The sequence below is a fragment of the Williamsia maris genome (assembly GCF_024171815.1).
GTDB lineage: Bacteria > Actinomycetota > Actinomycetes > Mycobacteriales > Mycobacteriaceae > Williamsia_A > Williamsia_A maris.
Genome location: NZ_JAMTCJ010000004.1, coordinates 568108 through 581850, shown reverse-complemented (window position 1 = coordinate 581850; position 13743 = coordinate 568108). Strand labels below are relative to the sequence as shown.

General features: G+C 69.5%; 14 protein-coding genes and 1 pseudogene. 13 read left to right on the top strand and 2 right to left on the bottom strand.

The genetic code is table 11. The features are described 5' to 3' along the window. Positions 1 to 50: 50 nt before the first annotated feature. From LX13_RS21345 to LX13_RS21320, 6 genes and pseudogenes are all read left to right on the top strand, one after another. Positions 51 to 539: pseudogene (locus tag LX13_RS21345) on the top strand (exopolyphosphatase); the annotation flags it as partial. A 200-nt stretch (positions 540 to 739) separates the two neighbouring features. Then, a complete protein-coding gene (pdxS, locus tag LX13_RS21340; RefSeq protein ID WP_308214776.1) occupies positions 740 to 1657 on the top strand; it encodes a pyridoxal 5'-phosphate synthase lyase subunit PdxS in 918 nt (305 codons plus the stop codon). 75 nt (positions 1658 to 1732) lie between these two features. Then, positions 1733 to 2515 carry a PP2C family protein-serine/threonine phosphatase gene (locus LX13_RS21335; RefSeq protein WP_253663317.1) on the top strand — a complete coding sequence of 261 codons (783 nt, stop codon included), beginning with the start codon at positions 1733 to 1735 and terminating at the stop codon, positions 2513 to 2515. 104 nt (positions 2516 to 2619) lie between these two features. Next, on the top strand, positions 2620 to 3480 hold the full coding sequence (locus LX13_RS21330; protein WP_253663316.1) for an acyl-CoA thioesterase: 861 nt from the start codon (positions 2620 to 2622) through the stop codon (positions 3478 to 3480). Between the two features lie 10 nt (positions 3481 to 3490). Continuing rightward, the gene (pdxT, locus tag LX13_RS21325; RefSeq protein WP_253663315.1) at positions 3491 to 4093 is read left to right on the top strand and encodes a pyridoxal 5'-phosphate synthase glutaminase subunit PdxT; all 603 of its coding nucleotides are present in this window, start codon (positions 3491 to 3493) and stop codon (positions 4091 to 4093) included. A gap of 193 nt (positions 4094 to 4286) precedes the next feature. Then, the gene (locus LX13_RS21320; protein WP_188492453.1) at positions 4287 to 5042 is read left to right on the top strand and encodes a YebC/PmpR family DNA-binding transcriptional regulator; all 756 of its coding nucleotides are present in this window, start codon (positions 4287 to 4289) and stop codon (positions 5040 to 5042) included. Between the two features lie 29 nt (positions 5043 to 5071). Here the strand turns inward: LX13_RS21320 and LX13_RS21315 are convergent, their stop codons facing one another. Both LX13_RS21315 and LX13_RS21310 read right to left on the bottom strand, forming a co-directional pair. Beyond that, entirely contained in the window at positions 5072 to 5467 is a 396-nt protein-coding gene (locus LX13_RS21315; protein WP_253663314.1) for a VOC family protein, read from the bottom strand. A gap of 23 nt (positions 5468 to 5490) precedes the next feature. Beyond that, positions 5491 to 6105: a nucleoside/nucleotide kinase family protein gene (locus LX13_RS21310; RefSeq protein ID WP_253663313.1), complete on the bottom strand. Its 615-nt coding sequence runs from the start codon at positions 6103 to 6105 to the stop codon at positions 5491 to 5493. A gap of 90 nt (positions 6106 to 6195) precedes the next feature. Between LX13_RS21310 and ruvC the strand changes: the two genes are divergently transcribed. From ruvC to LX13_RS21275, 7 genes are all read left to right on the top strand, one after another. Continuing rightward, a complete protein-coding gene (ruvC, locus tag LX13_RS21305; protein ID WP_253663312.1) occupies positions 6196 to 6777 on the top strand; it encodes a crossover junction endodeoxyribonuclease RuvC in 582 nt (193 codons plus the stop codon). After that, complete coding sequence (ruvA, locus tag LX13_RS21300; protein WP_253663311.1) at positions 6774 to 7376, top strand: Holliday junction branch migration protein RuvA; 603 nt, start codon at positions 6774 to 6776, stop codon at positions 7374 to 7376. Before ruvC ends, ruvA begins: the two co-directional genes overlap by 4 nt. A 59-nt stretch (positions 7377 to 7435) precedes the next feature. Beyond that, complete coding sequence (gene ruvB / locus LX13_RS21295; RefSeq protein WP_372500023.1) at positions 7436 to 8485, top strand: Holliday junction branch migration DNA helicase RuvB; 1050 nt, start codon at positions 7436 to 7438, stop codon at positions 8483 to 8485. Positions 8486 to 8639: 154 nt separating this feature from the next. Further along, positions 8640 to 9047: a preprotein translocase subunit YajC gene (yajC, locus tag LX13_RS21290; protein WP_253663309.1), complete on the top strand. Its 408-nt coding sequence runs from the start codon at positions 8640 to 8642 to the stop codon at positions 9045 to 9047. Positions 9048 to 9258: 211 nt separating this feature from the next. Next, the gene (gene secD / locus LX13_RS21285; protein WP_372500022.1) at positions 9259 to 10791 is read left to right on the top strand and encodes a protein translocase subunit SecD; all 1533 of its coding nucleotides are present in this window, start codon (positions 9259 to 9261) and stop codon (positions 10789 to 10791) included. Then, positions 10788 to 12017, top strand: coding sequence for a protein translocase subunit SecF (gene secF / locus LX13_RS21280; protein ID WP_372500020.1), 1230 nt, complete (start codon positions 10788 to 10790; stop codon positions 12015 to 12017). Before secD ends, secF begins: the two co-directional genes overlap by 4 nt. A 56-nt stretch (positions 12018 to 12073) precedes the next feature. Next, entirely contained in the window at positions 12074 to 13717 is a 1644-nt protein-coding gene (locus tag LX13_RS21275) for an ABC transporter substrate-binding protein (RefSeq protein ID WP_253663307.1), read from the top strand. The last annotated feature ends 26 nt before the right edge of the window (positions 13718 to 13743 follow it).

Genomic DNA, 13743 nt, shown 5'->3' with positions numbered 1-13743 from the left:
ACCTCAGCGCGACCCGATCGAAGAACCGACCACCGGCCAAGGGGTAGAAGATGACTGTTTCGGCGTTGACGATCCTGGTCACCGGCATCGTCGTGCTGGTGGTGGTGATCGTGTTCGGGTGGATCTACAAGACCGCCAACCGACTCGACCGGCTACACGTCCGTGTCGACCTGGCCTGGCAGTCCCTCGATGCCGCGCTCGCCCGTCGCGCCGTGGTCGCCCGCACGATCGGTGCCGGACTCGGTGCCGACGGACGGGAACTGATCGCCGCCGCCGACCGAGCCGAACGCGCCGACCGGACCGCACGGGAGTCCGCCGAGAACCAGGTGTCGTCGCATCTCGCGCAGGTCGACACGTCCACCCTGCGTGCTCAGGTGGTCGCCGAACTCGCCGACGCCGACGCTCGGGTGATGATCTCCCGGCGGTTCTACAACGACGCGGTACGCGACACCCTCGCACTGCGCGGCCGCCGACCGGTGCGGTGGCTGCAGCTCGGTGGGACCGCCGAGATGCCGCGGTACCTCGAGATCGTCGAACGCGTTGTGATCTGAATCATCACCCAGCCGGTCGTCGCGGGATCGCTCTCGCGAACCGGACGGCCGTGTGCAGGTCAGCGCACGGTGTGGGCCTAGAATTGTCCCGACACCCCGGCGCGGTCGGACCGCACCGCGGCCCCGACACCGCCCGAACACAGCGAGAATCGCGGCGCCGCACGGCACCCGTGGAGGAGAGCATCACAGTGAGTAACAGCCAGGGACCCGAATCCACCCAGCCGACCGGCGCGGGCACCGCACGGGTCAAGCGCGGCATGGCGGAGATGCTCAAGGGCGGCGTGATCATGGACGTGGTCACCGCCGACCAGGCGAAGATCGCCGAGGACGCAGGCGCGGTCGCCGTGATGGCGCTCGAGCGCGTCCCCGCCGACATCCGCGCCGAGGGCGGCGTCTCGCGCATGAGCGACCCCGACATGATCGACTCGATCATCTCCGCGGTGTCCATCCCGGTCATGGCCAAGGCCCGCATCGGTCACTTCGTCGAGGCGCAGATCCTGCAGAGCCTGGGCGTCGACTACATCGACGAGTCCGAGGTCCTCACCCCGGCGGACTACCGCAACCACATCGACAAGTGGAACTTCACCGTCCCGTTCGTCTGTGGCGCGACCGGTCTCGGCGAGGCGCTGCGACGGATCACCGAGGGCGCGGCCATGATCCGCTCGAAGGGCGAGGCCGGAACCGGTGACGTGTCGAACGCCACCACGCACATGCGCACCATCCGCGACGAGATCCGACGCCTGACCTCGATGCCGCAGGACGAACTGTTCGTCGCCGCAAAGGAACTCGGCGCCCCGTACGACCTCGTCGTCGAGGTCGCCACGGCAGGCAAACTGCCGGTCACCCTGTTCACCGCGGGCGGCATCGCCACCCCGGCCGACGCGGCGATGATGATGCAGCTCGGCGCCGAGGGCGTGTTCGTCGGCTCGGGCATCTTCAAGTCGGGCAACCCGGCCGAGCGTGCCGTCGCCATCGTGCAGGCCACCACCTTCCACGACGACCCGGACGTGCTGGCCAAGGTGTCGCGCGGACTCGGCGAGGCCATGGTCGGCATCAACGTCGAGCAGCTCCCGGTGGATCACCGCCTGGCCGAGCGCGGCTGGTAACGGCGCGATGGGGCGGGGGCCTGTGAACGCGCGCGTGAACCCGGACGTCGTCGTCGATCCCGTGGGGGAGTGGCGATGACCGGCCGGCCGTTCCCGACGGTGCGCAACGCATCGACGTCGGGAACGCACGACTTCGCCGGCCTGCGGGTCGACTGGGCCGCGGTCAGCGACCGCGGTCTGGTGCGCGAGGCCAATGAGGACGCCGCCCTGGTGACGGACCTGTCGTACCTGCTCGCCGACGGCATGGGCGGGCACGACGCGGGCGAGATCGCCAGCGAGGCAGCGTTACACGCCCTCGGCGCGGTTCACCCCAGCGATCGGTCGACGACGAGAGCAGCGGTGCTCGACGCCCTCGACACCGCTCGACACGACATCGAGAACATCGATTCCAGTCACGGTCGCCGCGCCGGGACCACGGTCAGCGGCGCACTGCTGGTGACCTTCGACGAGCAGCCGCACTGGTTGGTCCTCAACATCGGCGACTCGCGTACCTACCGCTGGTCGGCGTCGGACATCGAACAGGTCACCACCGACCACTCTCAGGTCCAGGAACTGATCGACGCCGGCTACCTGACCCCCGAGGCGGCCCGGACGGACCCGCGGCGCAACGTCATCACACGCGCACTGGGTGCCGGGATGGACGCCGAAGCCGACTTCTTCACCTTTCCGGTCATCCCCGGCGACGTGGTCCTGGTCTGCTCCGACGGCCTCACCGGAGAGCTCCCGGATTCCGAGATCGCGCAGATCATCACCGACACCACCCCGGACGCGGCAGCCATCGCGGCCGAGCTGGTCGGGGCGGCACTGTCGTTGGGCGCACGGGACAACGTGACCGTCGTCGTCGCCGTCGTGGCCTGAGCCACGGGTATGGCGGACATCACCGCGTCGACCGGGTGACACACTGAGCCGTTGAGAAAGCCACGTGACCAGCCGCGTGCGCATGCATGAGGAGGAGTCACATCATGGCGACCATCGAGGAGATCCTGCAGCTCGAGACGATCGACGCGGACATCTACCGCGGCGGGGCGCACGCCAGCCAGCTGCAGCGCACGTTCGGCGGACAGGTCGCGGGGCAGGCGCTGGTGTCGGCGACGCACACCGTCGACCCGGCCTACCGGGTCCACTCGCTGCACGGATACTTCCTGCGCCCGGGCAACCCCGATCAGCCGACGATCTTCCTGGTCGACCGCGTCCGCGACGGACGGTCGTTCTGCACGCGACGCGTCACCGGCATGCAGGGAGGCGAGGCCATCTTCTCGATGTCGGCGTCCTTCGGCATCCCGTCCGACGGTCTGGAGCATCAGGACGAGATGCCGCCCGCGCCGGACCCCGAGAGCATCGCCGACCCGTTCCTCACCCGCACCGAGGCCCAGAAATCGGTGTTCCGCGAGTGGGAGAACTTCGACATCCGGATCGTCCCGCACGAGCAGATGGTGCGCTACGAACGGTTCGCCGCACAGCAGCGTGTGTGGTTCCGCTACCGGCACCGGCTGCCCGACGACCAGGTCTTCCACGTCTGCACCCTGGCCTACATGAGCGACATGACGTTGCTCGGTTCGGCGAAGGTCGCCCACCCCGACGCCAACCCGCAGAGCGCCTCGCTCGATCACGCGATGTGGTTCCTCCGGCCGTTCCGCGCCGACGAGTGGTTGCTCTACGACCAGACCTCGCCCTCGGCCGCCGACGGCCGCGCCCTGACCCAGGGCCGCATCTTCGACGCCGCCGGCCGCATGGTGGCCGCGGTGACCCAGGAGGGACTCGCTCGCGTCGGTCGGCAGATGCCCGTCGACCAGCACGCGAGGCGCGCCCAGGACTCGAAGTGACCGACACGCGGTGAAACCCATCGTCGGCGTACTCGCCCTGCAGGGTGACGTGCGCGAGCACATCGCCGCCCTCGACGAGGTGGGCGCGCGCGGGGTCCTGGTCCGGCGTCCGGCCGAACTCGCCGCGGTCGACGGCATCATCATCCCCGGTGGGGAGTCCACCGCGATGAGCCGACTTCTCGAGTTGCTCGACCTGCTCGATCCCCTGCGCGACCGGTTGGCCGAGGGGCTGCCCGCCTACGGATCCTGCGCAGGGATGATCCTGCTCGCCTCCGACGTCCTCGACACCCGACCGGACGCCCATCATCTCGACGCGCTCGACATCACGGTGCGGCGCAACGCCTTCGGGCGACAGGTGCAGTCGTTCGAGACCGATCTCGAGCTCTCCGGGATCTCCGGTGGCCCGATGCGGGCGGTCTTCATCCGCGCCCCCTGGGTGGAGGCGACCGGCGAGGGCGTCGAGATCCTGGCGCGCGTGCCGAACGGACCGGCCGCCGGACGGGTGGTCGCGGTGCGCCAGGGCCAGGTGTTGGCCACCTCGTTCCACCCGGAGGTGACCGGCGACCGGCGCGTCCACCGCCACTTCGTGGAGATGATCACCCGGTCGGCGTGACGACCGCGGGTCCTCGATCGGCGACGGGTGTGAATGCGTGGTGGCGCAGGGGTGTCCGGGTAGGATCGCTTCGGCACCGACGCCGCTGCGCGCCCCGATGACGACGGGCGCGGCGTGGCCGCACAGGTGTGAGACGACGCGAAGAAACCCCGACACGCCGTGGGCGTGATCGGGTGAGAAAGGGGCACCTGCGATGAGCGGCCATTCCAAGTGGGCCACCACCAAGCACAAGAAGGCGGTGGTGGACGCCAAGCGCAGCAAGATGTTCGCGAAGCTGGTGAAGAACATCGAGGTCGCCGCGCGGACCGGCGGCGGCGACCCCGTCGGCAACCCGACCCTGTTCGACGCGATCCAGAAGGCCAAGAAGTCCTCGGTGCCCAACGAGAACATCGAACGCGCCCGCAAGCGCGGCGGTGGCGAAGAGGCCGGCGGCGCCGACTGGCAGAACATCACCTACGAGGGGTACGGCCCCAACGGTGTCGCACTGCTCATCGAGTGTCTGACCGACAACCGCAACCGCGCCGCCGGCGAGGTCCGCACCGCGATGACCCGTAACGGCGGCAACATGGCCGACCCCGGGTCGGTGGCCTATCTGTTCACCCGCAAGGGCGTGGTGACGTTGGAGAAGTCCGACCAGTCCGAGGACGACGTGCTCGACGCGGTCCTCGAGGCCGGTGCCGAGGAGATCACCGACCTCGGCGACTCCTTCGAGATCATCAGCGAGCCGACCGATCTCGTCGCGGTCCGCTCCGCCCTGCAGAGCTCGGGCATCGACTACGACTCGGCCGAGGCCAGCTTCCGTGCGTCGGTCGAGGTGCCGGTGGACGCCGACGGCGCCCGCAAGGTGTTCAAGCTGATCGATGCCCTCGAGGACTCCGACGACGTGCAGAACGTCTACAGCAACGTCGACATCAGCGACGACGTACTCGCGGAACTCGACGAGGACTGACCCACCTGCCTCGCTGACGCCCGTAGGAGTCAGTCGTCGACGGGTGGGTGCTCGGCGACGCAGAACAAATTGCCCTCCGGGTCGGCGAGCGTCGACCACTGCACCCAGGGCACCTCGTCGAGTACGTCCCACCGATGGGTGGCGCCGAGTGCGACGAGTCTGTCCACCTCGGACCCGCGCGTGCCCCATACGGCGGTGAGGTCGAGATGAGTGTCCTGGTCGGCGGGTCGCGGATGAGTCCGTGGCCGGAAGAACATGGCGAAACCGCCGTCACCGGCGGCGACGAAAACGCTCTCACCCGCGGTGCCGGCGACGCGTCCCCCGATGACCTGTGCCCAGAAAGCCGCGAGGTCGGCGGGACGTTCGGCGGTCATGTTGACGGCGCCCAGCGCGAGGTGGGCGGTGGGGACGGATGCGTGGGTCACGCACCGACCGTACGGGTCGTGGGTCAGACCTCGGTCCTGATGGCCGGCCGGTCGGCGTGCTCGTAGCGCACGGTCAGGTCGGCCTCGTCGTGCACGGAGCGCTCGTGCTCGATGACCGCCTCGACAGTCCACTCGTCGTCCGACGGTGTGGTCCGTCGTAGCGCTGCCGCACTCATCGTCAGTCGGACGGTCGGGGAGAGGGCCAACCCGCGCCCCAGCAGCATCGGGCCCGCGACGATCACCACCTGATCGGGTCCGGCCGTCATCGGTCGATCGCGAGGGGAGCGATCGGTGCGTTCGTCCCAGAGTCGGGGGAGCCACACGCCCGAGCCCCGGACCGCGGTGATCACCTCGCGGTCGAGGGCGTCGTAGTCGAACCACAGCGTCCGGTAGCTCTCGGTGTCGGTGCGGCCGAACTCCATCCGCACCGAGGCGGGGCGGATGTAGTCGACGACGCGGACGACCGCGGCCGGACGCCCGGATGCGCGCAACGCCGCCGCGACATCGTCGGCGAGTCGGTCGGGGTGTGCCGCGTCCGCGCCGTCGATCGCCCCGACGACCGGGCCGCTGCGTTCGGCGAACGCCGTGACACACGCCTGCACGAGGTCGGCGGGAGTGGTCGGTCGGTACGTCGGCATCGGTGTCGATTGTCCCGTGTTGCTGCCGTGCGGCCGTCACGGACCCCGCTAGACTCTCGAACAACTGTTCGCTTCTGCTCGGAGGTACATGTGCGTGTCATGGGTGTCGACCCGGGTCTGACCAGGTGCGGTATCGCGCTGGTCGAGTCCGGTTCCGGGCGGTCGGTGACGGCGCTCGACGTGGACGTGGTGCGGACCCCCGCCGACATGGACCTCGCCGAACGGCTCCTGGCCATCCACACCGCCGCCGTGCACTGGCTCGACACCCACCACCCCGACGTCGTCGCCGTGGAGCGGGTCTTCGCGCAGAACCAGGTGAGCACCGCGATGGGCACCGCCCAGGCCGCCGGCGTGATCGCACTCGCCGCGGCGCAGCGGGGCGTGCCCGTCCGCTTTCACACCCCCAGTGAGGTGAAGGCCGCGGTGACCGGCAGCGGACGCGCGGACAAAGCGCAGGTGACGACCATGATCACCCGCATCCTCGGGATGCAGGAGAAGCCCAAACCCGCCGACGCGGCCGACGCGCTGGCATTGGCCATCTGTCACTGCTGGCGCGGTCCCGCCGCCGAACGCCTCGCGCAGGCCGAGGCCCGGGCCGCCGCGATCACCGCGTCGCGGCTCGCCGCGGTCAAGGCCGCGGGCACGCCCGTCCGGGCCCGGGTGCGTCGATGATCGCGTCGTTGCGCGGCCCGGTGCTGCACATCGCACTCGACCACCTGGTGATCGAGTGCGCAGGCGTCGGCTACCGCGTACTGGCGACCCCGTCGACCCTGGGCGCGGTCTCACGCGGCTCGGAGATGACGCTGCTCACGACGATGATCGTCCGCGAGGACTCGATGACCCTGTACGGGTTCACCGAGCCCGACGCGCGGGAGCTGTTCGCGCTGCTGCAGACGGTGACCGGCGTCGGCCCGCGGTTGGCGATGGCCACCCTCGCCGTCCTCGAGCCCGACTCCCTGCGGATGGCGCTGGCCGACTCCGACATCAAGGCGCTGTGCACGGTCCCGGGCATCGGCAAACGGGTCGCCGAGCGACTCACGGTCGAGTTGCGCGACAAGGTCGACCGCCCCAGTGCCGGACCGCGGTCCCTCGGGGGCGCCGGCGTCCCGATGGGTGTCAACGACCAGGTCGTCGAAGCGCTCACCGGTCTCGGATTTCCCCTGCCTGCGGCCGAGCGGGCGGTGGCGAGCGTCCTCGCCGACGAACCGGACGCGGACTCGGCGAAGGCGCTGCGCGCGAGCCTCGCCCTGCTCGGGAAGGGCACGCGATGACCGACGGAGCAGAGCCGTACCCCGGCACCGACGCGTTCGGTGAGCCCGACGACCGCGACATGAGCCCGTTCTCGGTGACCGGTGACGGCGACTTCGACACCAATCTGCGGCCACGGAGCCTGGGCGACTTCATCGGACAACCACGGGTGTGCGAGCAACTCGAACTCGTCCTCGCCGGCGCCCGCGGTCGCGGTGGCACGCCGGACCACATCCTGCTGTCCGGCCCGCCCGGACTCGGCAAGACCTCGCTGGCGATGATCATCGCCGGGGAGATGGGGGCGGCGATCCGCGTGACGTCGGGTCCCGCTCTCGAACGCGCCGGTGACCTGGCTGCGATGCTCTCCAACCTCGTCGAGGGCGACGTGCTGTTCATCGACGAGATCCACCGGATCGCCCGGCCGGCCGAGGAGATGCTCTACCTCGCGATGGAGGACTACCGCGTCGACGTCGTGGTCGGCAAGGGCCCGGGTGCGACGTCGATCCCGCTGGACGTGGCCCCGTTCACGCTGGTCGGGGCGACCACACGTTCAGGATCACTCACCGGACCGCTGCGCGACCGGTTCGGTTTCACCGCGCACATGGAGTTCTACGAGGCATCCGAGCTTCTGCAGGTGATCACCCGGTCCGCCGGGATTCTCGGCATCACCATGAACCGCGAAGCGGGCGCCGAGATAGCCGGACGGTCCCGCGGCACACCGCGTATCGCCAACCGACTCCTGCGTCGAGTGCGCGACTACGCCGAGGTGCGCGGGGACGGCGTGGTCACCCTCGACGTCGCGCGGGCCGCTCTCCGGGTCTACGACGTCGACGAACTGGGTTTCGACCGCCTCGACCGCGCGGTCCTCAACGCGTTGGTGAAAGGTTTCGGCGGGGGACCGGTCGGGGTCTCGACGATCGCGGTGGCGGTCGGCGAGGAGCCTGCGACCGTCGAGGAGGTCTGCGAGCCGTTCCTGGTGCGGGCCGGGATGATCGCACGCACCCCGCGCGGCCGGATCGCGACCGCGGCCGCATGGCACCACCTGGATCTCACCCCGCCCGCCGGTGCCCTCAACGCGTCGTTCGGCGTTCGGGTGCGCGACGACGACACCCTGTTCGGCCCGGACCTGTAGAACCGTCATCGTGCGAGGTCATGCCGCGGATTCTGGACGTGCCGGGAGAAGGTGGCACACTGGTACATCAGCGTGACCCATGTCGCGTTCTTCGATGCACCACCCGAGACGACCGCTTTTCCCCAGACAACCCTGACGAGGACTGAACGACACCATGGAATTCCTGTTCCCGATCCTGCTGATCTTCCTGGTCGGCTTCATGTTCCTGTCCGTCCGGCGCCAGAAGAAGGCCGCCACCGCCGCGCAGGAGATGCAGGACTCCCTGCAGCCGGGCGCGCGGGTGCAGACCACCTCGGGCACCTACGCGACCGTCGTCGGCCTCGCCGACGGCGTCGTCGACCTGGAGCTGGCGCCCGGCGTCGTGTCCCGCTGGAACCGACTGGCCGTCCGTGAGGTCGTGCACGCCGACGACCTCGCCGCATCGTTCCCCGGTGCCGCCACCGAGCGTCTCGACGATCTCGACGCCGACGACGAGCTCGAGGCCCACGACGACTTCGAGTCGATCGATCACGACACCGACGACACGGTGACCCTCGACAAGAGGGCCGACAGCGACAAGTGACGCAGTGGCCGCGACCCTCGGGTCGCGGCCATCGCCACGTCCGACAGGGCTACGTACCCGGTTCGCGAGACCGGGCACGTAGCCTGTCGTGCGGGCCGACGACTTTTCACCCGTCGTCGGTGAGTGGATCCAGCCCGGGTCGGCACACCAGTTCATACGAGGAGACGTAAGCAGCGTGGCATCGTCCAATCGCGAGATCCCGCCCGTGCGGATGTTGACCATCTTCTTCCTGTTGATGGCCATCGTCTTCGGGCTGGTGTTCTTCACCGGCGGCGGCAAACCCGAACCGAAGCTCGGCATCGACCTGCAGGGCGGCACCCGCGTGACGCTCACCGCGCGCACACCGGACGGGAGTGCGCCGGCCAAGGACCAGCTCGACAAGGCCAAGCAGATCATCGAGCAGCGCGTCAACGGCCTCGGTGTCGGCGGTTCCGAGGTCATCACCGACGGCAACAACCTCGTGATCACCGTCCCGGGCACCGACGGACGGCAGGCCCGGTCTCTGGGCCAGACCGCCCGTCTCTACGTTCGTCCGGTCGAGACCGTGCAGGCCGCCGCACCGCAGCAGCCCGTGACCCCGCCCGCGGATCAGACCGCCGCGCAGGCCATTGCCGCGGCGAAGGCACTGCGTCAGGCCCCGGCCGGTGACGCCGCGGCCAACCAGGCGGCGGTCGCGAAACTGACCCCGCAGCTGGCCAAGACCGACTGCAGCACCCGCGCCACCGACCCGCTGCAGGGCAACGACGACCCCTCCCAGTACCTCGTCGCGTGCAGCCAGGACGGCACCCAGGTCTACCTGCTCGGCCCGCAGATCATCGACGGCCGCGACATCGCCGACGCGAGCGCGACCACCAGCTCGCAGGGTGGCGCGTGGATCGTCAACGTCGAGTTCCGCAACCGGGCCAAGGACTTCTGGCCGCAGTACACCGGCGCCAACATCGGCAAGCAGACCGCGTTCACCCTCGACTCCCGTGTCGTCAGCGCCCCGCAGATCCAGGGCGCGATCAACACCCCGAGCACCGAGATCAGCGGAAACTTCAACCAGTCCGGCGCCAAGGACCTCGCGAACGTGCTCAAGTACGGCTCGCTGCCCCTGTCGTTCAGCTCGTCGGACGCCGAGACTGTCTCCGCCACACTGGGACTCGCATCACTGCGGGCCGGCCTGATCGCCGGCGCGATCGGACTCATCGCCGTCCTCGCCTACGCGCTGCTGTACTACCGCATGCTCGGTTTCCTCACGATGCTGTCGCTGATCGTGGCCGGGCTGATGGTCTACGGGATCATGGTGCTGCTCGGCCGCTACATCGGCTTCACCCTCGACCTGTCCGGCATCGCCGGTCTGATCATCGGTATCGGCATGACCGCCGACTCGTTCGTCGTCTACTTCGAACGAATAAAGGACGAGATGCGTGAGGGCCGAAGTTTCCGGTCCGCGGTGCCCAGAGGCTGGGTGCGGGCGCGGAGAACGGTCTGGTCGGGCAACGCGGTCAGCTTCATCGCCGCCGCCGCGATCTACTTCCTGGCCATCGGTGAGGTGCGTGGTTTCGCGTTCACCCTCGGCCTGACCACCATCCTCGACCTCGTCGTGGTGTTCCTCGTGACCCATCCGTTGGTGGCGCTTGCGAGCCGGTCGACGTTCCTGTCCAAGCCGTCGGTCAACGGCCTCGGTGCCGTCACCGACGTGGCCAAGGAACGCCGTCAGGCGGCCGCCGACGCGGCCTCGTTGCAGAAGGAGACCGTCTGATGGCCAGAGAGACCTCAGGACGCGACGACTCGGGTCGCGAGGACTCCGGGCGCTCCGTCCGCGACGAGACCCCGGTCTTCGACCAGACCACCGAGGACCGCAACCGCGCCGTCGCCCAGAAGCACTCACTGTTGTCGCGGCTCTACACCGGCACCGGCGCCTTCGAGATCGTCGGCAAGCGCAAGATGTGGTACCTCGTCAGCGCCGCGATCATCGCGATCTGCCTGATCAGCATCGCCGTTCGTGGCTTCACCCTCGGCATCGACTTCGAGGGCGGCACCCAGATCTCGTTCAAATCGACCAGCCAGACCTCGGTCTCGGCCGTGGAGGACACGTTCTCCGAGGCGATGGGCAGCGACCCGCAGACGGTGCAGACCGCCGGGTCGGGTGCGTCGAAGACCGTCCAGATCCGCACCGAGACGCTCAACCAGGCCGAGACGGAGAAGATCACGGCGGCACTGGCGCAACGGTTCGGCCCCGAGCTGACCCCCAACGACATCAACTCGTCCGACGTCAGCTCGACGTGGGGCGGTGAGATCACCGAGAAGGCGCTGCTCGCGCTGGCCGTGTTCCTGGTGATCGTCCTGATCTACATCGCGGTCCGCTTCGACAAGGAGATGTCGGTCGCGGCGATGGCGTCGCTGATCTTCGACATCGTCTGTACCGCAGGCGTGTACTCGCTGGTCGGTTTCGAGGTCACCCCGGCCACCGTCATCGGACTGCTGACGATCCTGGGCTTCTCGCTCTACGACACCGTCGTCGTCTTCGACAAGGTCGAGGAGAACGTCCGTGCCGTGCTGCACACGACCCGAAGAACCTACGGCGAGCAGGCCAACCTCGCCGTCAACCAGACACTGATGCGGTCGATCAACACGACCATCATCTCGGTGCTGCCGATCATCGCGCTGATGATCATCGCCGTCTGGTTGCTCGGCGTCGGAACGCTCAAGGACCTCGGTCTGATCCAGCTCGTCGGTGTCGTCGTCGGTGCGTACTCGTCGATCTTCTTCGCCACGCCGCTGCTGGTCACGCTCAAGGAACGTCGCACCGACATCAAGCAGCACACCGCGAAGGTGCTGGCCCGTCGCTCGGGATCCGACATCGCACCGGTCCCGGCCGGTGTCGGCGCGGGTTCGGGATCGCGTCGGTCGGCCGCGGTGGACACCACCAAGCGGTCCACTGCCGACGACGTGCGTCCGTCCGGCAAACGCCGCCGCAGCAACTGACCCGCCCCGAATCGGTGGGCGCCTCGACACGGATCCGCCCCGCACGGCGCGGCGTCATGGTGATCGCGATCGTCGCGGCCGTGATCGCCGGAGTGACCTCGTGTTCAGGTGCGTCCGAACCCGACGGGATCGACTACGTCACCGACGCGACCCTGAGCACCTACAACTCCGCGAGCACGGCCGGCTCCTCCGGCGGTGCGCTGATGGCGTTCACCCGTACGCTCGGCGGGTTCAGCTATCTCGGCCCGGACGGACGAGTCGTCGCCGACCCCGACGTGGGCACCGCCACCGTCGTGCCGGGTGACCCCGATCGGCTGGTCGTGCGCTATGACGTCAACCCCGCCGCGACCTTCTCCGACGGCTCGGCCCTCGACTGCGACGACCTCGTGCTCGCGTGGGCGGCGAACAGCGGACGGTTCCCCGGATTCGCGCCGGCCACGACGGCCGGTTACCGCGACATCGACACCGTGGACTGCGCCGACGGGCAGCGTTCGGCCACGGTGACGTTCGCCGCCGATCGCCCGTACCGCGACTGGGCCGCACTGTTCGGTGCGGGCACCCTGATGCCGGCGCACGTCGCGGCCCGCGCGGCCGGGGTCGGCTCGGTCATCTCACCCATCCGGGCCCGCTCGACCGGCCCGCTCGGCGCGATCGCCCGGTTCTGGAACACCGGGTGGGATCTCAAGGCAGGATCGGTCGACGAGAAACTGTTCCCGTCCGCGGGGCCCTACCGCCTCACCTCGGTCACCCGGGACGGCGCGGTGCAGCTCGAGGCGAACCCGCGCTGGTGGGGTGAGGCGCCGCAGGAGAAGGCGATCACCGTCTGGCCGCGTGGGTCGGCCGGATCGTCGGTGCTCGCCGACGACGACGCCGAGGTCGTCGACGTGGCCACCGGTACCTACGAGAGCACCGACGGAGCGTCGACCTCGACCACGACACCGACCGTGGGACAGCCGGCCACCCAACAGGATCCGGGACCCGCGGTGGACCAGCTCGTGTTCGCGACCACCGGGGTGTTCGCCGACCCGGCCACCCGCCGGGCGGTGGCGGCCTGCGTGCCCCGCGACCGACTCGCCGCTGATTTCGGGTACGGCGCCGACCCGTGGAATCTGCACCTGATCGGCCCGGGCGACGTCGCCGCGGCCGAACTCAACGCGCAGTACGGTTCCGACTTCGCCCGCGTCGACATCCCCCGGGCCCGCGGTGCCCTCGGCCGGGAGATCACCGTACGGATCGGGTTCGTCGAACCGGACGCCCGCCGCGCCGCGATGATCGCCGCGATTGCCGAGTCGTGTTCGGCCGCAGGCGTACGGGTGCAGGCCGTTCCGCAGGCCCGTCCCACCTTCGACGCGGGTGTCGACGCGCTGGTCCTGACCACCGGATCGTCCACTGCGGCGTCGGGAGCCCTCGACCCGACCCGCGACAGCTACGCCTTCGTCGCCGGCGACCCCGCCGACATCGACCGCTTCGTCGACCCGCAGGTGTCGGCGGCGATCAACCGCCTCGCGGTCAGCGATGACGAGGAGCTGCGGCTGAACCTCGTGCGGTCGGTCGAGAACGCCCTGTGGACCAAGCTGCCCGCGCTCCCGCTGTTCGCCACCCCGCGCACCCGAGGCGGCAGCGCCGAGATGACCGCCGCGGTGCCGGGTGTCGCCCGCAGCGGCACCGGCTGGAACATGGACCGGTGGAGCCGCAACTGATGCGCCCGTGTCCCGACCCGCGACCG